This window comes from Streptomyces sp. NPDC000878, from assembly GCF_053599695.1.
Window position 1 is genome coordinate 1 of sequence record NZ_JBSFMT010000079.1, and the last position, 19,037, is coordinate 19,037.

16 protein-coding genes and 8 pseudogenes are annotated in these 19,037 nt (G+C 71.5%); 12 read left to right on the forward strand and 12 right to left on the reverse strand.

All coding sequences use genetic code 11. The features are described from left to right. Nucleotides 1–147: 147 nt before the first annotated feature. Together ACWDR4_RS41755 and ACWDR4_RS41760 are read left to right on the forward strand one after the other, a co-directional pair. Nucleotides 148–422: pseudogene (locus ACWDR4_RS41755) on the forward strand (polyphosphate kinase 2); the annotation flags it as partial. Between the two features lie 54 nt (nucleotides 423–476). Next, nucleotides 477–739 (forward strand): annotated as a pseudogene (locus tag ACWDR4_RS41760) (polyphosphate kinase 2); the annotation flags it as partial. 15 nt (nucleotides 740–754) lie between these two features. Here the strand turns inward: ACWDR4_RS41760 and ACWDR4_RS41765 are convergent. From ACWDR4_RS41765 to ACWDR4_RS41780, 4 genes are all read right to left on the reverse strand, one after another. Beyond that, nucleotides 755–1,627, reverse strand: coding sequence for a universal stress protein (locus ACWDR4_RS41765; protein WP_450416362.1), 873 nt, complete (start codon nucleotides 1,625–1,627; stop codon nucleotides 755–757). 5 nt (nucleotides 1,628–1,632) lie between these two features. After that, nucleotides 1,633–2,655, reverse strand: a complete 1,023-nt coding sequence (gene adhP, locus ACWDR4_RS41770) for an alcohol dehydrogenase AdhP (protein WP_450416363.1) — start codon at nucleotides 2,653–2,655, stop codon at nucleotides 1,633–1,635. Nucleotides 2,656–2,683: 28 nt separating this feature from the next. After that, nucleotides 2,684–3,589 (reverse strand): universal stress protein, encoded by a 906-nt coding sequence (locus ACWDR4_RS41775; protein ID WP_450416364.1) that lies wholly within the window; start codon nucleotides 3,587–3,589, stop codon nucleotides 2,684–2,686. Between the two features lie 152 nt (nucleotides 3,590–3,741). Next, nucleotides 3,742–4,365, reverse strand: coding sequence for a hypothetical protein (locus tag ACWDR4_RS41780; protein ID WP_450416366.1), 624 nt, complete (start codon nucleotides 4,363–4,365; stop codon nucleotides 3,742–3,744). Nucleotides 4,366–4,646: 281 nt separating this feature from the next. Between ACWDR4_RS41780 and ACWDR4_RS41785 the strand changes: the two are divergent. After that, nucleotides 4,647–4,906, forward strand: a pseudogene (locus ACWDR4_RS41785) (SulP family inorganic anion transporter); the annotation flags it as partial. A gap of 177 nt (nucleotides 4,907–5,083) precedes the next feature. Here ACWDR4_RS41785 and pflA read toward each other — a convergent pair. From pflA to ACWDR4_RS41820, 7 genes and pseudogenes are all read right to left on the reverse strand, one after another. After that, nucleotides 5,084–5,830: a pyruvate formate-lyase-activating protein gene (gene pflA / locus ACWDR4_RS41790; RefSeq protein WP_450416367.1), complete on the reverse strand. Its 747-nt coding sequence runs from the start codon at nucleotides 5,828–5,830 to the stop codon at nucleotides 5,084–5,086. A gap of 5 nt (nucleotides 5,831–5,835) precedes the next feature. Continuing rightward, nucleotides 5,836–8,094 (reverse strand): formate C-acetyltransferase, encoded by a 2,259-nt coding sequence (pflB, locus tag ACWDR4_RS41795; protein ID WP_450416429.1) that lies wholly within the window; start codon nucleotides 8,092–8,094, stop codon nucleotides 5,836–5,838. A gap of 300 nt (nucleotides 8,095–8,394) precedes the next feature. Then, a pseudogene (locus tag ACWDR4_RS41800) lies at nucleotides 8,395–8,562 on the reverse strand (amino acid kinase family protein); the annotation flags it as partial. Nucleotides 8,563–8,845: 283 nt separating this feature from the next. Continuing rightward, nucleotides 8,846–9,046 (reverse strand): annotated as a pseudogene (locus tag ACWDR4_RS41805) (amino acid kinase family protein); the annotation flags it as partial. 4 nt (nucleotides 9,047–9,050) lie between these two features. Continuing rightward, nucleotides 9,051–9,221 (reverse strand): annotated as a pseudogene (locus ACWDR4_RS41810) (ornithine carbamoyltransferase); the annotation flags it as partial. Nucleotides 9,222–9,347: 126 nt separating this feature from the next. After that, nucleotides 9,348–9,740: pseudogene (locus ACWDR4_RS41815) on the reverse strand (amino acid permease); the annotation flags it as partial. Then, nucleotides 9,733–10,134 (reverse strand): annotated as a pseudogene (locus ACWDR4_RS41820) (amino acid permease); the annotation flags it as partial. The pseudogenes ACWDR4_RS41815 and ACWDR4_RS41820, both read right to left, overlap by 8 nt. A gap of 510 nt (nucleotides 10,135–10,644) precedes the next feature. Here ACWDR4_RS41820 and ACWDR4_RS41825 point away from each other — a divergent pair. The 7 genes from ACWDR4_RS41825 (at nucleotide 10,645) to ACWDR4_RS41855 (ending at nucleotide 16,152) form a co-directional block, all read left to right on the forward strand. Next, nucleotides 10,645–11,115, forward strand: a complete 471-nt coding sequence (locus ACWDR4_RS41825) for a Crp/Fnr family transcriptional regulator (RefSeq protein ID WP_450416369.1) — start codon at nucleotides 10,645–10,647, stop codon at nucleotides 11,113–11,115. A 26-nt stretch (nucleotides 11,116–11,141) separates the two neighbouring features. Next, entirely contained in the window at nucleotides 11,142–11,837 is a 696-nt protein-coding gene (locus tag ACWDR4_RS41830) for a CBS domain-containing protein (protein ID WP_450416371.1), read from the forward strand. A 152-nt stretch (nucleotides 11,838–11,989) separates the two neighbouring features. Further along, entirely contained in the window at nucleotides 11,990–12,691 is a 702-nt protein-coding gene (locus tag ACWDR4_RS41835; protein WP_450416373.1) for a response regulator, read from the forward strand. A 130-nt stretch (nucleotides 12,692–12,821) separates the two neighbouring features. Next, the gene (locus ACWDR4_RS41840) at nucleotides 12,822–13,811 is read left to right on the forward strand and encodes an Acg family FMN-binding oxidoreductase (RefSeq protein ID WP_450416375.1); all 990 of its coding nucleotides are present in this window, start codon (nucleotides 12,822–12,824) and stop codon (nucleotides 13,809–13,811) included. Nucleotides 13,812–14,048: 237 nt separating this feature from the next. Beyond that, nucleotides 14,049–15,041, forward strand: a complete 993-nt coding sequence (gene dhaK / locus ACWDR4_RS41845; protein WP_450416377.1) for a dihydroxyacetone kinase subunit DhaK — start codon at nucleotides 14,049–14,051, stop codon at nucleotides 15,039–15,041. Nucleotides 15,042–15,146: 105 nt separating this feature from the next. Then, nucleotides 15,147–15,746 (forward strand): dihydroxyacetone kinase subunit DhaL, encoded by a 600-nt coding sequence (dhaL, locus tag ACWDR4_RS41850; protein ID WP_450416378.1) that lies wholly within the window; start codon nucleotides 15,147–15,149, stop codon nucleotides 15,744–15,746. Beyond that, nucleotides 15,739–16,152 carry a PTS-dependent dihydroxyacetone kinase phosphotransferase subunit DhaM gene (locus tag ACWDR4_RS41855; protein WP_450416380.1) on the forward strand — a complete coding sequence of 138 codons (414 nt, stop codon included), beginning with the start codon at nucleotides 15,739–15,741 and terminating at the stop codon, nucleotides 16,150–16,152. Before dhaL ends, ACWDR4_RS41855 begins: the two co-directional genes overlap by 8 nt. Nucleotides 16,153–16,212: 60 nt before the next feature. Here the strand turns inward: ACWDR4_RS41855 and ACWDR4_RS41860 are convergent, their stop codons facing one another. Further along, complete coding sequence (locus ACWDR4_RS41860) at nucleotides 16,213–16,929, reverse strand: glycoside hydrolase family 75 protein (RefSeq protein WP_450416381.1); 717 nt, start codon at nucleotides 16,927–16,929, stop codon at nucleotides 16,213–16,215. Between the two features lie 366 nt (nucleotides 16,930–17,295). On the opposite strand from ACWDR4_RS41860, the gene ACWDR4_RS41865 reads away from it, so the two are divergent. Together ACWDR4_RS41865 and ACWDR4_RS41870 are read left to right on the forward strand one after the other, a co-directional pair. Continuing rightward, nucleotides 17,296–18,279, forward strand: coding sequence for a fibronectin type III domain-containing protein (locus ACWDR4_RS41865; protein ID WP_450416383.1), 984 nt, complete (start codon nucleotides 17,296–17,298; stop codon nucleotides 18,277–18,279). Between the two features lie 205 nt (nucleotides 18,280–18,484). After that, nucleotides 18,485–19,018 (forward strand): hypothetical protein, encoded by a 534-nt coding sequence (locus tag ACWDR4_RS41870; protein ID WP_450416385.1) that lies wholly within the window; start codon nucleotides 18,485–18,487, stop codon nucleotides 19,016–19,018. The last annotated feature ends 19 nt before the right edge of the window (nucleotides 19,019–19,037 follow it).

Consider the following 19,037-nt stretch of genomic DNA (forward strand, 5'->3'; position numbering starts at 1 on the left):
GCCCACCGCCAGGTAGTTGGCGGCCCGCCAATGGGCGTCCAGGGTACGTAGTTCCTCGTCGGTCAGTGCGGTGCTGTCCTGGTGTTCGACCTTGGACATGGGGGAGACTCCGGAAGTCGTCGGCGTAGGGGTGATCGGGCGGCGGAGCTGCCGCGCAAGTCGTACGAGAAGGAACTGCTGCGCCTGCAGACCGAGTTGGTGAACCGCAGGAGTGGGTGCGGGCGACGGGCACCCGGCTGGTGGTGGTCCTCGATGGGCGGGACGCCGTGGGCAGGGGCGGGACGATCAAGCGGGTCGCCGAGCACCTCAACCCGCGTGTGGCCCGGATCGCGGCGCTGCCGAAGCCGACCGAGCGCGAGCGCACCCAGCGGTACGTCGAGCAGCTGCCGGCCGCCGGGGAGATCGTGCTGTTCGACCGGTCCTGGGCTGCGGTGTCCATGGCCGCTGCGCAGCGGCCCGGGCCGGCGTCGAACACATCGATCACCCGCTGGGAGGCGTACTCCCGGGCCAAGGACGAGATGCTGGTCCACACCGACATCTCCGAGGCACCTGGTACGTCGAGAGCGACGACAAACGCAAGGCGCGCCTCAACACGATCGCCCACCTGCTGTCGTCCGTGCCCCACCACGAGGTGCCGCCGCCGGTGCTGGAGCTGCCGGAACGGCCGCCGTCGACCGGCTACCAGCGCTCGCCGCGGGATCTGGAGACCTACGTCCCCGACCACACGGCGAGCCTCTGAACAGCCGGTCATCTCTCACACCTGCTCGGGTACGACCGCGACGGCGCAGGCGGAGTGGTGGAGCGCCGCGTGGGCGACGCGCCCCAGCTGGAGTCCGAGGTGCCCCGGGTTGCGCCGGGCCCCGACCACCAGCAGGTCGGCCTCGCGCGAGGCGTCCGGCAGGACCCTGCGGGCGGCGCCCTCGACCGTGCGCCGACGCAGGTCCATCTCTGCGGGTACGTCCTTCAGCGCCCGCTCCAGGACCTCGGCGGCCTGCTCCTCGTGCAGCCGGGCGGGTTCGCCGGAGAGCAGAGGGTGGTCGGTGGTCTCGTACGCGGGGCACCGCCAGGCTCGTACGGCGTCCAGGGTCGCGTGGCGCAGCTTCGCCTCCTGGACGGCGAAGCGCAGGGCGGCGGAGTCCGTCGCTTTCTCGCCGACGCCCACGACGACGCGGCCGTGCGTCCCGGCGCGGACCTGGTTGCCGTGGCTGCCGCGCAGCACGATCACCGGGCAGTCCGCGTGGGCGGCGACGGCCAGACTGACCGACCCGAGCAGCATCTCGACGACGCCGCTGCGCCCGCGGGTGCCGAGCACCAGCGCGGCGGCCAGGTGCCCCTCGCGGACCAGCGCGTACTCGGGCTCCTCCGGCAGCACGTCGGTGGTGATCCTGACGTCGGCCTGGCGCAGGCGGGCGCGCTGTGCGGCGGTCCGCACGATGTCCTCTGCCGTGACCTGCTCGGACGGCTTGCCGAGATCCTGGGCGAGCGCGGCGCCCTCGTAGCGCTCCCAGAGGGAGGCGTACACCAGTCGCAGGGGTGCCCCGCGCAGGGCGGCCTCGTCGGCCGCCCAGTCGACGGCGCGCAGGCTGGGTTCGGAGCCGTCCACGCCGACGACGATCGGGAGGTCCATCGCTCTCACCGTCCTGTGCCGAGGTCGAAGACGATCCGGGCCTTGACCTCGCCGCGCAGGACCTCGTCGATGGAGTCGTTGACGGAGGCGAGGGGGCGGGTCTCGTAACTCACCCGGGTGCGGCCGGCCGCGTGCAGCTGGAAGACCTCGGCCAGGTCCTGCCTGGTACCGACGATGGAGCCGATGACGGAGGTGCCGTTCAGAACGGTGTCGAAGATCGGGACCTGGATCGTGCCGTGCGCCGGCAGGGCCACCATGACGAGCTTTCCGCCGCGCCGCAGCCCGGAGTTGACCGCTTCGAAGGCCTGCTCGTTCACGGCGAGCGCGATGGCCGCATGGGCGCCGCCGTGCCGCTGGAGCACCTCGCCCGGGTCGTCCTTGCGGGCGTCGATGACGAGGTCGGCGCCGAGTTCCGCGGCGAGTTCGAGCTTCTCGTCGGTGACATCGATCGCGGCGACGGTCGCCCCGGCGATCTTCGCGTACTGCACGGCCAGATGCCCGAGCCCGCCGATGCCGGAGATGGCCACGAGCTGCGCGGGCTTGACCTCCGCGACCTTGAGCGCCTTGTACGTGGTGACGCCGGCGCAGGTCAACGGGGCGGCCTCGAAGGGGCTGATCCCGTCGGGCACCGGCTGGGCGAAGTCCGCCCAGGCGAGCATCTTCTCGGCGTACGCGCCGTCGCAGCCGTACCCGGTGTTGATCTGCTGCTCGCACAGCGTCTCCCAGCCGGACAGACAGTGCTCGCACCGCCCGCAGGTCTTCCCCAGCCAGGGCACGGCGACCCGCTGCCCGACGGAGAGGTGGGTGACGCCGTCGCCCAGAGCCTCCACCAGGCCGACGCCCTCGTGGCCGGGGACGAACGGCGGCTTCGGCTTCACCGGCCAGTCTCCGTGGGCGGCGTGGATGTCGGTGTGGCACAGCCCGGAGGCCTCCACACGGACCGTGACCTGGCCGGGGCCGGGCTCGGGATCGGGGCGCTCCTCGATGACCAGGGGCTCACCGAACGCTCGTACGACCGCTGCCTTCATGGTTTCTCTCCTCCTCGGGTGGTACGGGTCAGCCGTGGGGGACGACGGCGACCGGGGCGGCGGAGTGGTGCAGGACAGCGTGCGTGACGGGGCCGATGTGGGCGCCGAACGGACTGCGGCGGATACGCCGGCCCACGACGACCAGGGAGGCCTCGCGGGAGGCGTCCACGACGTGGACGGCCGCGCTGCCGTAACGGGACGTCTCGACGACCTCCATGTCCGGGAACTTCTGCCGCCAGGGCAGCAGCACCTCGGCCAGGGCCTCGGCGTCGCTGAGGGCCAGGGCCTCGTGGAGCGCGGGGTTCACGGGCGTGCCGTACGCGTAGTACGGCGGCGGGTTCCAGCCGTGGACGACGCGCAGGGAGGTCGCGCGTCGCTTGGCGGCGTCGAAGGCGAACTCGATCAGCGTCTCGTCAGGGTGTGCGACGTCGAGTCCGAGGACAACGGGCCGGAACGGGGTCGCGGCGGACGGAATACCCGTGGGGTCCATCTCGTGCTCGTCGGCGGCCGTTTCCTGCGCGCGGACCAGCACTACGGGGCGGTCCGTGTGCGCGACGGCGGACAGGCCGACCGAGCCGACCATGAACCCGCCGATCCCGCCGAGGCCGCGCGAGCCCAGGACCAGCAGTTCGGCGCTCTTCGCCGCCTCGGCCAGTGCGTCACCCGGATTGCCGGAGACCTGCTCAGTGGACACCTCGATGCCGGGGTGGCGCAGCCGGATGCCTGCGGCGGCTTCCCGGGGAATCCGCTCGGTCCAGTGCTGCTGGGTCTCGGCTCCCAGGAGCGGGGCCTGTGCCATGGGGGCCGGCACCGGCTCCCACACGTGCACGATCTTCAGCGGCAGGCCGCGCAGCTTCGCCTCGCGGGCCGCCCATTCCGCGGCGGACCGGCTCTCCCGCGAGCCGTCGAGACCTACGATGATGGTGCGGAGCATGATCTCCACCTCCTGGGGTGACGGATCCGATTCCAGCGTCGTCTTCGGGCGATTCGGTGTGCAGGGGCCACTGGTCCCGATTCGGGGCCGACCGACCCCCCTGCACGCTCGGTGCGGTGGGCCGGATGACGGGCCCACCGCACCGTCGGTGCTCAGCGCAGCCAGCTGTGGTCGCGAACGAAGGGCAGCTTGGCCCAGAGCCGACCGGCGCCCAGGGTGTCACCGGCGGCGACGGCGGCCAGGACGATCAGGGCGACGGCGTAGATCAGGTGGTAGTCGACGAACGGATTCGTCGACATGCTCGCCGAGCCGTCCGAGAGGTGCTTGGCCGGCGGCCACTCGGCGATCCACATCAGCGCCATCATCAAGGTGCCGGCGACGGCGGCGAGCCGCAGCGCGACTCCTGCGACCAGGGCGATGCCGATCCCGAGCAGACCGAGCATGAACAGCCAGTTCGCCCACGGGTCGCCGGCCCAGGAGTGGAAGGTGGACTCCATCGGTCCGACGGCGACGGAGCCGAGGAAGCCCTGCGTCGGCGATCCGCCGTCGACCCAGCCCCTGCCCGACGGGGTCGCGTAGCCGAACCCGAACGTCTTGTCGAGGAACGCCCACAGGAAGACGAACCCGGTGAACAGACGCAGGGAGGCGAAGGCGTAGGCCCGCGCGGTGCCGGTGGCTGCCGACACGTCCGGCTCGGATGCGGAGGCGGTCCGGTTCCTGCGCAGCGACGGCAGGTGGAAGCCGGAGCTCCGGTGCGGGTGCTCGTGCACGGCCATGGTCATGGTTCCCTTCGAGAGCGGTCGGGGCGGTGCCTGACACCACTCACTCTGGCCGCGCACGCCGGTCGACGGCGGATGCCGAAGGTCCGCGGCCATGGGGCCGAACGGCCCTGTCTGCCAAGGCCGTTGGGCCGAGTGCGGCACGCCGGGCGCACGGCCTCTCGCCCTGGTCCCCGCACCGATGGATCATGGGGGCCGACGACGGAAGGCGGCCCATGTCCCAGGGCCCGGCCAGACACGTCCCGGAGTGGCGCCGACTGGCGCCAGGTCTGTCGCCGGCGGCGACCCTCGCGGTCACGGTCGGGCTGCTCTGCCTGGCCGCCCGGGCGATGCGGCTCGGCTTCCTCGCGGACCTGCTGTCCCGCCCTGTGCTGATCGGCTGTCTGGCGGGCGTGGCCCTCGTCATGATGGTGGACCAGCTGCCGAACTCACCGGGGTGCGGACGACCGGGGCGGAGTTCTTCCCCCAACTGTGGTCCTTCCTCAGCCACTTGACGGGCGCGCACCTGGCCACTGTCGTCTTCTCGGCGGTCGTCCTCGTGCAGCGCCGGCCGCACCGCGCCGGCTGCCTCCGCGGGCGCCCCCAGTCAGGCGTACTCGCTGGTGGCCGGCATGCACGATGTCGGCGACTGCCCGCAGGCCCGTACGATCCCCGGTCTGCGGATGTTCCCGACGCTCCCGACGGCCGTCGCCGCGTACCGCCCGTGGCTCGGCCGTCAGTAGGCGGGCACGCCCCGCTCCCTGAAGCGCTCGCGGACGCTGTCGATCAGGGCCTGGTCGGGAACCGGGGCGTCGCGCAGCGGGAAGGGGATGCCGAGGGCCTCGTACTTCGCTGCTCCGAGTTTGTGGAAGGGCAGTATGTCGACCCGCTCGACCGAGCCGAGTTCCGCGACGAAACGGGCCAGGGCGTCCACGGACCCTGGATCGTCGGTCCAGCCGGGGACCAGCACATAGCGGATCCACATCGGGATGCCGAGGCGGTCGAGGCGGGTGGCGAAACTGAGCGTGGGGGCGAGCCGCCCGCCGGTCAGTTTCCGGTAGGTGCCGATGTCGAAGGACTTGATGTCGAGCAGGACCAGGTCGGTGTCGGCGAGGAGTTCGTCGGTGGCGCGGGCGCCGAGGAAGCCGGAGGTGTCCAGGGCGGTGTGCAGTCCTGCCTCCTTGCAGCGGCGCAGCACGGCGGCGGTGAAGGCGGGCTGGAGCAGCGCCTCGCCGCCGGTGAGGGTGACCCCTCCCCCGGCCGTGGTGACGAAGGCCCGGTACTTTCCGATCTCCTTCATCACCTCGTCGACCGTTGCCTCACGGCCGTCCCGCATGTGCCAGGTGTCGGGGTTGGCGCAGTACAGGCAGCGCAGGGGGCAGCCGCTGAGGAAGAGGACGAACCGGGTCCCGGGACCGTCCACGCCGGTGGACAGGTCCCAGGAGTGGATGCGCCCGGTCGGCGTTGTCCTCACCGTGCTCACCGCGTTCACAGGGTTCCGTGGAAGGTGCGGCTGATCACGTCGAACTGCTGCTCACGGGTCAGGCGGACGAAGTTGACGGCGTAACCGGAGACTCGGATGGTCAACTCCGGGTACTTCTCCGGGTGTTCCATCGCGTCCTGAAGCACCTCCCGGTTCAGGACGTTGACGTTCATGTGGAATCCGCCGGAGGCCGTGTAGGCGTCGAGGATGCCCACCAGGTGGCCCGCGCGCTCGTCGGGGGCGTGTCCCAGTCCCTCCGGGGTGATGGTCGTGGTCAGGGAGATGCCGTCGCGGGCCTGCTCGTACGGGAGTTTGGCGACCGAGAGCGCGGAGGCGGCGACCCCGTGCCGGTCACGGCCGTTCATGGGGTTGGCGCCGGGAGCGAAGGGCTGTCCGGCCCGGCGCCCGTCGGGGGTGTTGCCGGTGTGCTTGCCGTAGACGACGTTCGAGGTGATGGTCAGCACCGACTGGGTGTGTTCGGCGTCGCGGTAGGTGGGGTGCCGGCGGACCTTCGCCATGAAGTCTTCCACCAGTCCTACGGCGATGCTGTCGGCGCGGTCGTCGTTGTTGCCGTACGCCGGGAACTCGCCCTCGGTCAGGAAGTCGACCGCCAGCCCGGTGGCGTCCCGGATCACCTTCACCCGGGCGTACTTGACGGCCGACAGGCTGTCGGAGGCGACGGAGAGCCCGGCGACGCCGCAGGCCATGAAGCGGTGCACGGGGTGATCGTGCAGCGCCATCTCGATGCGCTCGTAGGCGTACTTGTCGTGCATGTAGTGGATGACGTTGAGGGTGTTGACGTACGTCGCCGCCAGCCAGTCCAGGACGCGGTCGTACGCCGCCGACAACTCCTCGTAGTCCAGGTACTCCCCTGTCAGAGGTGCCATCCCGGGGGTGACCTGGTCGCCGGTCATCTCGTCACGGCCGCCGTTGACGGCGTACAGCAGGGCCTTGGCCAGATTGACCCGTGCTCCGAAGAACTGCATCTCCTTGCCGACCGCCATGGCGGAGACGCAGCAGGCGATCGCGGTGTCGTCGCCGTTGCGGGGGCGGATCAGTTCGTCGGACTCGTACTGGAGGGCGCTGGTGTCGATGGACACCTGGGCGCAGAACTCCTTGAAGCCGGCGGGCAGCCTGGGCGACCACAGCACGGTGAGGTTGGGTTCGGGGGCGGGGCCGAGGTTGTGGAGGGTCTGCAGGAAGCGGAAGGAGGTGCGGGTGACCAGGGTGCGGCCGTCGTCGCCGATGCCACCGATGGACTCGGTCACCCAGGTCGGGTCGCCGGAGAACAGCGCGTCGTACTCGGGGGTGCGCAGGAACCGGACGATCCGCAGCTTGATCACGAAGTCGTCGATCAGCTCCTGGGCACGGGACTCGTCGATGGTCCCCTCGTCCAGGTCCCGCTGGAGGTACACGTCGAGGAAGGTGGAGGTGCGGCCCAGCGACATCGCGGCGCCGTTCTGCTCCTTCACGGCGGCGAGGTAGCCGAGGTAGAGCCACTGCACGGCCTCGTGCGCGGTGACCGCTGGCCGGGAGACGTCGCAACCGTAGGTCGCCGCCATGCGGGTCAGCTCGCCCAACGCCTTGATCTGCTCGGCGAGTTCCTCGCGGTCGCGGATGACGTGCTCGGTGGACGGCCGGGTATCCAGCAGCGCCTTCTCGGCCCGCTTGGCCTCGATCAGCCGGTCGGTGCCGTACAGGGCGACGCGTCGGTAGTCGCCGATGATCCGGCCGCGGCCGTAGGCGTCGGGCAGCCCGGTGATGATGCCGACCTTGCGGACGGTGCGCATCTCGGGCGTGTACGCGTCGAAGACACCGTCGTTGTGGGTCTTGCGGTAGGTCCCGAAGACCTTCGTCACGAACGGGTCGGTTTCGTAGCCGTACGCCTTCAGGCCGCTCTCCACCATGCGCAGCCCGCCGTTGGGCATGATCGCCCGCTTCAGTGGGGCGTCGGTCTGCAGGCCGACGATCAGCTCCCGGTCGCGGTCGATGTGTCCGGGCGCGTGCGAGGTGATCGTCGAGGGCGTCGCGGTGTCCACGTCGAGGATGCCGCGGGCTCGCTCCTCCGGGAACAGCGAGCTGACCTTCTCCCAGACGGCCCGGGTACGGTCCGTGGGGCCCCTCAGGAAGGACGCGTCACCTTCGTACGGGGTGTAGTTGGCCTGGATGAAGTCGCGCACGTCGATCAGCTCGCGCCAGCGGGTCCCGGCGAAGCCTCGCCGGGCCGCGGTGACCCGGTCGCCGACTGTCACGGTTGTGGTCATCGCCGTTCCTCTCCTCGGTTCGTGTCCTGCACCTCGATGCTCGTCGTTCGTGATCGTCACGGGGAGTGCCGGACAGCGCCCACGAGCGGGCCGTCCGGCCCGGGTCCAGAGGGCCGGACGGCCCGGCCGCTCCCCGCACCCGCCCGTCAGCCGGGCGTGAGGTCCGGGCGGATCAGGGTGCCCGACCGGCTGCACGATCTCGTACGCCGCGTCCAGGGCTCCGATGGCGGCGAGCCCTCCGGTCCGTTCGACGAACCGGGCGGCGGCCTCGGCCTTCGGCCCCATGGAGCCCTCCGGGAAACCCCTGCGTCGCAGCTCGGCGGGGGTGGCGTCGAGAACGGGCTGCTGGGCGGGGGTCCCGTAGTCCTCGTACACGCACGGGACGTCCGTGAGGATCAGCAGGAAGTCGGCCTTCAGGTCTTCGGCGAGCAGGGCGGCCGTGAGGTCCTTGTCGATGACGGCCTCCATGCCCGTCAACGCGCCGGTGTCGTTGTCCGCGGTGACGGGGACGCCTCCGCCACCCGCGCCAGCCGCGTTTGCGGGCGAGGGCGCCGGCCACCTCACGGGAGTAGACCTGGCCGACGAACTTGGTGGGCCGTGCGAACGCCGGGCCGTCGGACCGTACGAGGGTGTGGGTGACGATCGTGGCGATGGGGCGGCCGGGGAGGGCGTCGTGCAGCGTGCAGGCCAGCAGGGAGCCGATCATGCCCTGGGTCTGGGCGCCGAGCAGATGGAGCGGGTAGGGGGCGCTGAGGTCGGGGTCGGCCGCGCTCTCCATGGCGAGCAGGCCGATCTGGGGGCCGTTGCCGTGGGTGAGGACGATCTCGTGCTCGTGGGCCAGGGCGGCCAGGGCGGTGGCGACGCGGTCGATGTTGGCCTGCTGGATCACGGCGTCGGGGCGTTCGCCGCGGTGGAGCAGGGCGTTGCCGCCGAGGGCGACGACGATACGCATGGCTTCAGTCCTCCAGGGTGGCGACGAGTACGGCCTTGATGGTGTGCAGCCGGTTCTCGGCCTGGTCGAAGAGGTCCTGCCCGAGGCGGGTGCGGCGGTCGTGCAGGGCCGGCAGGCAGTGCATGAACCTCACGTCCGGGTTGCCGGTGGCGGCCAGCGTCCTGTCGTTGACCTGCGCGGCGACGGTGACGTCACGGGCCAGGCGCCGCGGGCTGAGGGTCTCCCGGCCGCGCACCAGCAGCCAGTACAGCTGTGCTGCGGCGGAGAAGAGGTACGGGACAACCGCGGTGAACACGCTCAGCAGCACGATCTTCGTGAAGACGTCGTCGAAGCGGGTGTAGCTGAACACGGTGATCAGCGAGGCCAGCGTGGTGGAGGCGATGATGCCGAAGACCGGGACGCCGCTCTGTCCGCGCAGTTTCGCGAAGGCGTCGGGGAAGAGCCCGTCGCGGGCGGCGGCGTAGGGCATCTCGGCGCACAGCATGGTCCAGCCGTTGAGGGCGCCGATGCCCGAGATGATCGCGGCGACAGCCACGACGTCTCCCGCCCAGGTGCCGCCGACGATGTTGTTCGCGGCGTCGGTGAACGGCGCGACGGTGTCGCCCAGCACCCCGTGCGAGATAGCTGAACAGGGCGATGGCCGCCGCGGCGGAGATCGCGCCGAGCGCCGACTGACCGCCGGCGTTGAAGGCACCGAAGTTGTCCGGGTCGATGAACAGCAGCCCGATGGTGGCCATGAAGACGAGCGGCACGAACTTCAGCACGGTGGTGACGACCTGGAACGCCCCGATGTTGCGGACGCCGGTGAGGTTGATCGCAGCCGCCGCCCAGAGCCCGCCGAGGGCGATGCTCATGGAGATCCAGGTCCTGTGACCCGTGTTGACGAACACCTCGACGTATCCGACCCACGCCACGGCGATCGCGGCGTTGCCCGCCCATGCGGTGATCCAGTACGACCAAGCGTTGAGGAATCCCGCGAACTCTCCGAACGCCTCCCGGGCGTAGACGTACGGCCCGCCGCTCGCCGGCACTCGCTTCGACAGCGCCCCGAAGGTCACCGCGAGCGCCAGCGCGCCCAGCGTCACCATGACGAAGGCGACCAGCGAGACCGTACGGGGCGAGGGCGGAGGGCAGGGCGAAGATTCCCGTGCCGATGATGGTCCCGATCACCAGCGCGGACGCGGCCGGGAGACCGAGCGCCGCCTTCGGCTCGGGCGCGGCCCGGTCACCGGTCGACGAGGTCCTGGGCATGGCTGTGCTCCTTGTGCGGATTGCTGCGGATGGGGCGATCCCCGAACGATGCTTCTGCGCCACGCCGGATCAGGGCAGCGGCCACCCGGGCCCGCAGAGGGCCCGAAGGTCCCGGTCGAAGAGGTCCGCACAGCCCCAACTCGCCATGGGGGCACGATGATTGGCGTCGCCCTGAGCCGCGCGTCGCCGCCGGCCCCTCCCACAGAGGCGGCTGTCACCACAGCACCCGAAAGGTCCCTCTTCGGTGCCGTATGGCGCGGCTTTGGACCAAGTGGCCCATGGTCTGCCCGGAGGGCCCGGCACAAGCTGGCCTTGGAAGTCCGTACACCCCGCTACGGAGGCACACCATGAACGCTTCCCTCACCCCGAGCCCCAGCATGCTGCGCGCGCTGTCCGCCGAACACCGTCAGCGGCTCATGCGCGTCGCCCGGGAGGTGTCCATCCCCCAGGGAACACGTCTGTTCGACGAGGGCGGACGCGCCGACCGCTTCTGGATCATCCGCAGCGGCAGGATCGCGCTCGACACGCACGTGCCGGGCCGTCGGGCGGCCGTCATCGAGGACCTCGGGCCCAACGAACTGGTCGGCTGGTCCTGGCTCTTCTCCCCGCACGCCTGGCACTTGGGTGCCGAGGCGACCACGCCGGTGCGGGCCTACGAGTTCGACGCCACCGCCGTCCGGGCCATGTGCCAGGACGACGCGGCACTGGGCAACGACGTCGCCCAGTGGGTCGGTGAAGTACTCGCCCACCGCCTCCGCGCCGCCAGGACCCGTCTGCTGGACCTGTACGCCCCGTACGGCGCCGGAAGCGCCATCTGACCCGAACACATGACGGAGGAGTGACCATGCACGGCACCCCGCACATCGTCAGCGATGTCATGACCCACACGGTCGCCGCGGTCGGCCGCAGGGCGGCCTTCAAGGAGATCGTGCGACTGATGCAGGACTGGAAGGTCAGCGCCCTGCCCGTCATCGAGGGCGAGGGCCGTGTCGTCGGCGTCGTCTCCGAGGCGGATCTCCTGCCCAAGGAGGAGTTCCGCGACAGCGATCCCGACCGGTACACCCAGCTGCGCCGCCTGTCCGACCTGGAGAAGGCCGGCGCAGTCACCGCGGAGGAACTCATGACCTCCCCCGCCCTCACCGTCCGCCCGGACGCCACGCTCGCCCAGGCCGCCCGCACCATGGCCCGGGCGAGGGTCAAGCGGCTGCCCGTGGTCGACGCCGTGGGCTTGCTCGAAGGCGTCGTCAGCCGTGCCGACCTGCTCAAGGTCTTCCTGCGTACCGACGAGGAGATCGCCGAGGAGGTACGGCGCGAGGTCGTGTCCTACCTGTTCCCCACGCCGGACTCGAACGTACGCGTGAACGTACGCGACGGCGTCGTGACGCTCGTCGGCCGCGTCCGGGACACCTCACTGGTGCCGGTGGCGGCACGGCTGGTCCGCGCGGTCGAGGGGGTCGTGGACGTGGAGTTCGGCCTCACCCGGCGCGAAGACCCGAAGGAAGCGCCCACGGACGACGCAGAGAACGTCGACTCCGCATGAACCTGCCGGGACCAGGGGGCCGTGGGCCTGTCGGGGCAGCTTCCTCCGGGTGAGTGGGGCCGGTCGGCCCTAGTGCGTTCGGCCCAGACGCGTGATGATCGGCTTCACGGACAGCCCGCAGTCTGTCCTCCGTCGGGGAATGAGAGGTCACCATGCGAGAGCCACGCGCCTTCACAGAGCAGAACCCGATCCGGGTGTTTCTGCTGGACGACCACGAGGTCGTCCGCCGTGGCCTGGCCGATCTGCTCGACGCCGAACCCGACATCTCGGTGATCGGCGACGCCGGCACCGTCGACCAAGCGCTCGCCCGAGGCCCCGCTCTGCGCCCCGACGTCGCCGTTCTCGACGTGCGTCTGCCGGACGGCGACGGCATCTCGGTCTGCCGGGAGCTGCGCAGCCAGATGCCGGAGCTGGCCTGCCTGATGCTGACCTCGTTCGACGACGAGGAGGCCCTGCTCGACGCGATCATGGCCGGCGCCTCCGGCTATGTCCTCAAGCAGATCAAGGGCTCCGACCTCGTCTCGGCGGTACGCACGGTGGCCTCGGGCCAGTCGATGCTGGACGCCGCGACCACGGCCCGCCTGATGCAGTCGCTGCGGGCCGACCCGGTTCAGACCCCGTCAGTGCCGTCCGAGCTGGAGAGCCTCTCACCGCGTGAGAGGGACATCCTGGCTCTGATCGGCGACGGCCTGACCAACCGCGAGATCGGCAAGAGGCTCTACCTCTCGGAGAAGACCGTCAAGAACCACATCTCCCGCCTGCTGGCCAAGCTGGGCGTCCAGCGCCGGGTCCAGGCCGCCGTCCTCGCCTCGCACCTGGGGCAGACCGAGGCAGGCGAACAGCGGCCCAAGTGAGGAAGGGCGGGCCCATCGGGACCGCGCGATGGGCCGGACGGCCTCTGTCCCGGCGCTCCCCCACCAGGGACGCTGGGGCGACCGCCGATACCGGCGGCACCCGTGAGCAGAGTGAGGGGATGAGCCCCCGATGCCTTCCGCCGTACTCGATGTCCGGACCCTGGAAACGCTGATCTCCGCCGCCGTGACAGCCCCCTCGATCCACAACACCCAGCCCTGGCGCTTCAGGCTCGACGCGGACACGGTCACACTGCAGGTCCGCGCGGCCACGGACCGCGGCCTTCGGCACACCGACCCGGCCGGCCGCGCCCTCCATCTCTCGGTCGGCTGCGCCGTCCTCAATCTGAGGGTGGCGATCACGCAGTTCGGCTGGGAGCCGGTGACCCGCCTGCTGCCGCGCCCCGACCAGCCCGACCTGCTCGCGGCCATTCGGCTCGGTGGCCTCGTCAGAGGCTCCTCTCCCGGTCTCTACGACGCTCTGTGGCGCCGGCACAGCAGCCGTTTCCCGTTCTCCGAGCGCCCCGTGCCCGCCGCGGCGCTGGCCGAACTCACCGAAGCGGCCCACTCCGAAGGCGCCGCCCTGACACACCTCTCCCGCACCGATGCCGACCGCGTTCTCCGGCTCACCGGCGACGCGGAACGCCGAAACACCATCGATCACGACCGAGCGGCCGAGACCCGCCGCTGGGTGCGCGAGAAGGACGGCACCGGCCTCGGAATCCCGCCCGAGGTACTCGGCCCGCAGGACTTCCGGGACATCGTCCCCATGCGGGACTTCAGCGCCCACCGAACTCCCGACGGGCTGCCCGCCCGCCCCTTCGAGAAACGGCCCGCCATCGCCGTCCTGTCCACCCTGCACGACCGCAGGGCGGACTGGCTGCGGGCGGGGCAGGCCCTTCAGCGAGTCCTGCTGGTCGCCACCGCAAACGGCATCCGGGCGTCGCTCCTGCACCAGGCGCTGGAATGGCCCGACATACGCCGACAGCTCGTCTCCTCGACGGCCACCGGCCCCGCCCACGCCCACATGGTGATCCGCCTCGGATACGGCCCCGAAGGAACCCCGTCCCCGCGTCGTAACGTAACCGCGTTGGCCCTCACGCATCCACACACCACTTACTGAGCGCCTCCAGCATCGGTCATGCCCCACTGCCGGGTGTCTGGCACCCTCACCCACGGCCGGTCCGTGGCTTGCGCTCGCCGCTTCCCCGGCCGCGCAACCCGCGCAATCCCGTTGGCGTCCGCACACGTGCCCCCCGTTCACTCAGCGTCGATACTTTCGTGAGGGGGTTTCCAGAACCGCCTGACTGCACTCCAGCCAAACCTGACGAACCATCACCAAAGTCACCAGGAGGTACCCATGAAGATGCTCATCAACGTTCCGGAGACCGTGGTCACCGACGCGCTGCGGGGCATGGCGGCGGCCCATCCCGAGCTGACCGTCGACGTGGAGAACCGGGTGATCGTACGGCGGGACGCTCCCGTACCCGGAAAAGTGGCCCTGGTCTCGGGTGGCGGTTCGGGGCACGAGCCGCTGCACGGCGGGTTCGTGGGACCGGGGATGCTGTCGGCGGCCTGTCCGGGTGAGGTGTTCACGTCTCCCGTGCCCGACCAGATGGTGCGGGCCGCGGCGGCCGTGGACAGCGGAGCGGGCGTGCTGTTCGTCGTGAAGAACTACACCGGCGACGTCCTCAACTTCGACATGGCGGCCGAACTCGCCGAGGACGAGGGCATCCAGGTCGCGAAGGTCCTCGTCAACGACGACGTCGCCGTCACCGACAGCCTCTACACGGCCGGCCGACGCGGTACGGGCGGCACGCTGTTCGTGGAGAAGATCGCCGGCGCGGCGGCGGACGAGGGGCGCCCGTTGGAGCAGGTGCGCGCCATCGCCCAGCAGGTCAACGACAGTTCCCGCAGCTTCGGCGTCGCGCTCGGCGCCTGCACCACCCCGGCCAAGGGCAGCCCCACCTTCGATCTGCCGCCGGGTGAGCTGGAGTTGGGCGTCGGCATCCACGGCGAACCGGGCCGGGAGCGGCGGCCGATGATGACCTCGGGCGAGATCGCCGACTTCGCGGTGGAAGCGGTGCTGGAGGATCTGAACCCGCGCAATCCCGTACTGCTCCTGGTCAACGGGATGGGCGCGACGCCGCTGCTGGAGCTGTACGGGTTCAACGCGGAGGTGCACCGGGTGCTGGCCGGGCGCGGGGTCGCGGTGGCCCGCACGCTGGTCGGCAACTACGTCACCTCGCTCGACATGGCGGGCGCTTCGGTGACCCTGTGCGAGATCGACGAGGAGCTGCTGCGGCTGTGGGACGCGCCGGTGCGGACGGCGGGTCTGCGCTGGGGCATGTGAGCCCGGGCCCGGCCGTGTACGCATGGCGGTCGCCGCCCGGGCCGACTGCCCGGCACGCACTCGGGTACAGCAGTGACCGACGTACCTACCACGCAAGGAGATCCTGTGCTCGACGCCGACTTCTTCCGCCGCTGGCTGGCGGCGACGGCCGTGTCCGTCGGCCATGAGGCGGAACGGCTCACCGCCCTGGACTCGCCGATCGGCGACGCCGACCACGGCAGCAATCTGCTGCGCGGCTTCAAGGCCGTGGCAGCCGTCGTGGAGAAGGAGGCCCCGGACACGCCCGGTGCCGTCCTCGTCCTCGCCGGACGCACCCTCATCTCGACGGTCGGCGGCGCCTCGGGGCCGCTGTACGGAACGCTGCTGCGCCGCACCGGCAAGGCGCTCGGCGAGGCGGCCGAGGTGAGCGCGGAGCAGTTCACGGACGCGCTGCGCACCGGGGTGGACGCGGTGATGGCGCTCGGCGGTGCGGCGCCCGGCGACAAGACGATGATCGACGCCCTCGTACCCGCTGTGGACGCCCTCGCCGACTCGTTCGCCGCAGCGCGCACGGCCGCCGAACAGGGCGCCCTCGCGACCACGCCCCTCCAGGCCCGCAAGGGCAGGGCGAGTTATCTCGGCGAGCGCAGCATCGGTCACCAGGACCCGGGGGCCACCTCGGCGGCGCTGCTGATCGCGGCTCTCGCGGAGACCGCCGGTGAGTGACGGGACCGGCCTGGTCGGGGTCGTGCTGGTGTCGCACAGTGCTGCGGTGGCCGCCTCGGTGGCGGACCTGGCCCGGGGGCTGGTCGGCGGCGGTGCGAGCGTTCCCGTCGCCGCGGCGGGCGGCACCGAGTCCGGCGAACTCGGCACGAGTCCCGAGCTGATCAGCGCGGCGGCCCGTTCCGTGGACCGGGGTGCCGGGGTCGCGGTGCTGATGGACCTGGGCAGCGCGGTCCTCACGGTGAAGGCGCTGTTGGCGGAGGGCGACGAACTCCCGGACGGCACCCGCCTGGTGGACGCCCCGTTCGTCGAGGGAGCGGTGGCGGCGGTCGTCACGGCGTCGACGGGAGCCGACCTCGCGGCGGTGGAGGCGGCGGCCATGGAGGCGTACACGTACCGCAAGGTGTAGAGGGGTCGGGAGCGGCGGGCGCCGGTTCGAGGACCGGCCCGCCGTCCCTCAAGGGTCGGCTCAGCCGCCGTCCACGGCCCCGGCACGGCCGATGCCCTCGCCCACGAACTGCTTCGCCAGCCGCTCGCCCTCCTCCACCGCCGCCGCGTGGTCCTCGATCGGCGACACCTTCGAGTTCTTGAAGACGATGTACGTGACGCCGGAGGCCGTTCCGCCGCCGTGCGGGTCGGGGTTGATGCCCAGCGCGTCGGCGGTCGCGTAGGACGCCTCGCCGATGATGTCGCGGGGGCCGGTGTCACCGACGACCGCGTACTGCACACGGTCCTTGTAGACGACGGCGGCGACCGAGCCGCCCCGGATGCCGTAGTCGCGGTAGTTCCAGATGCTGCTCGCGATGGGTACGACGATGAACGGCAGGCGTTCGGCGTCCAGTTGGCGGCCGTCGGACTGCTGGTAGGCGGTGGTGTCGGCGAAGTACGGGTCGGTGCTCGCGTTGCAGCGCGGGCCGGCCTGGCCGTCGCAGTCGATGTCCATGTCGGCCGTCCAGTAGACGGCCTCCTCGGTGCCGCAGACCGGGATGTCCGCGCGGGATCCGGCGTCGCTGCGGTAGTTGCCGTTGGACACGGGCGTGCAGCCCTGCACCCTGGCCAGCAGGTCGGCGGCCCGGACGCTGCCCTCGTACCGCGCCGGCTCGTTCGTGTGGACGGCGGCGGGCAGTGTGGTCGGGGCGAGCAGGGCGGCGCCGGCCGCGGCGAGCGTCAGCGTGTGGACACGCACGATAGGGGCCCTCTCCTGGGGGATCTGACGGACACTCGGCCCAATCTGGTACCGGTCCGATCACGCGTCCACCGTTAGGGGGCCGTACGGTGCATGCCCCGAACTCGCGACAGGGGCCGGGCGCCTGAGCCCGTGTCGGCTCCGGCCGCCCGGCCACCCGCGCCGGCGCGGGTCCTGCGACGACAGCGGTTCCGCGCCTCTGACATGAACTGCCCTGACAGCGGGGCGAGTTCAGCCTTGACGAAGGTCAGCATACGTAATCACGGCGGACACGGAGCAACCGCACCCCTCTTGATGCACACGCCCCACCGGGTCCATATTGGTCCGGACCAATACCGTGCGGGAGGGGCGGAGGAGGGGACAGCTGTGCGACGCGTCGCCCGGTACGTCACGTACGTCTGCGGAGCGCTGCTGCTCACCGCCTCCTGCACCTGGACCGGGGACACGGGCGGGAGCGGCACGGGGGGCCTGCTCCCGCCCGCCCCGGCCGGGGTCACGGCCGCCGCGGGCAGCGCGACCAGCGTGCACGTGATGTGGAACCGCGCGCCGGACGGGCCCGAGGTCTCCGCGTACGAGGTGTATCGCGGCACGGCGAAGGTGAAGGAAGTCCCCGGGTCGGAGCACATGGTGGACGTCGTCGGACTCACCCCGTCCACCACGTACGTCTTCACGGTCCGGGCCCGGAACACGGACGGACACTCCGGCCCCCGCAGCAAGAGCGTCCGCGCGACGACCCCGGCAGCGTCGGCGGCGGACACCACCGCCCCGACCCGCCCCGACCGCACCCGGGGCGAGACCACCGGCAGCCGGTCGGTGCGGCTGTCCTGGGATGCGTCGACGGACGACAGGAGCGTGGCCTCGTACGACATCCACCAGGGCGCGTCGAGAATCCACACCGTGGGCGGGGACCGGACGACGGCCGTGGTCACCGGGCTGCGACCGGGCACCCGCTACACCTTCACCGTCCGCGCCCGCGACGCCGCCGACAACGTCTCCGCGGCCGGCGCCCCCGTACGGCTCACGACCGCCCCGGGCACCGACACCGGACAGGGGACCGCCCCCACCGCCTTCCGGGCGGCGACCCATCGGGCCGACGGGGCGTACTACCTGGACCTGTCCTGGATCCCGCCGCGCGCGGACGGCGTGATCACGGAGTACGAGATCCAGCTCGACGGGCGTCCTGCCACCTCGCTGGTGTGGGGTGGGCCGGTTCCGAGCGGGCGGGCGTCGTACAGCTTCTATGTGGGCCGGGAGGCGGGGGTCTCGTACCGGGTGCGGATCAGGGCGCGGCTGCCGGACGGGACGTGGGGCGGGTTCTCGGCGGAGCGGACGGCGGTGACGGCACCGTAGAGGCCGAGCCCTCCGACGACCCCGGATCACCTTGCCGGCCCCTCACCGGTGCGCCGTACGAACGAATCCGTCACCTGCCCGGTCGACGTCCGGGTGCGGGCCGGGGCGAGGGCCCGTTGGCTGGCCCCGAGGCAGCACGGGCGATCCCCGACCCTCGGCGGCGCATGGGACGTACCGCCAACCGTGCCGCCGGAGGGCAGTCCACATGCGAACCGTTCCACTACTCCTCCGATCAGGCCTGACCGTGGCCGCCGCCGTGCTTCCGCTCGCCCTGACCGCCCAGACCGCTTCGGCGGCCGGGATCTCCGTGAGCACCAGCGGGTCCACGGTCTCGGTGACCACCACCGCGTGCCCCACCAGCAGCGGCAGCGGCTACGGCAGCGCCTCCCTCCTCAACAGCAGTCAGCGGTCCTTCAACGAAGGGCGTGTGGTGACGCTCTCGGGCACGAGCGCCAGCCAGTCCGCCGTCTGGTCCGACGTCGGCACCGGCACCCACACCGTCACCGTGCGCTGCGCGAACGGCGACACCGCCGGTTCCCAGGCGGTCATCGTCAGCGCCGCCTCCACCCCCACCATCTCGGCCACGGCCTCCCCCTCCCGGGGCGTCATGGGCGGCCTGGGCGGCACCACCAAGGACTACGGCACCCTCACCTTCGCGGCAGGCGGCGCCCTGGTGGTATGCGGCGCGGTGGCGGCGGCGTGGGTACTGCGTCGCCGCGCAAAGCCGTACCGCCTCTGAGCCACCCGCCCCGTCCCCG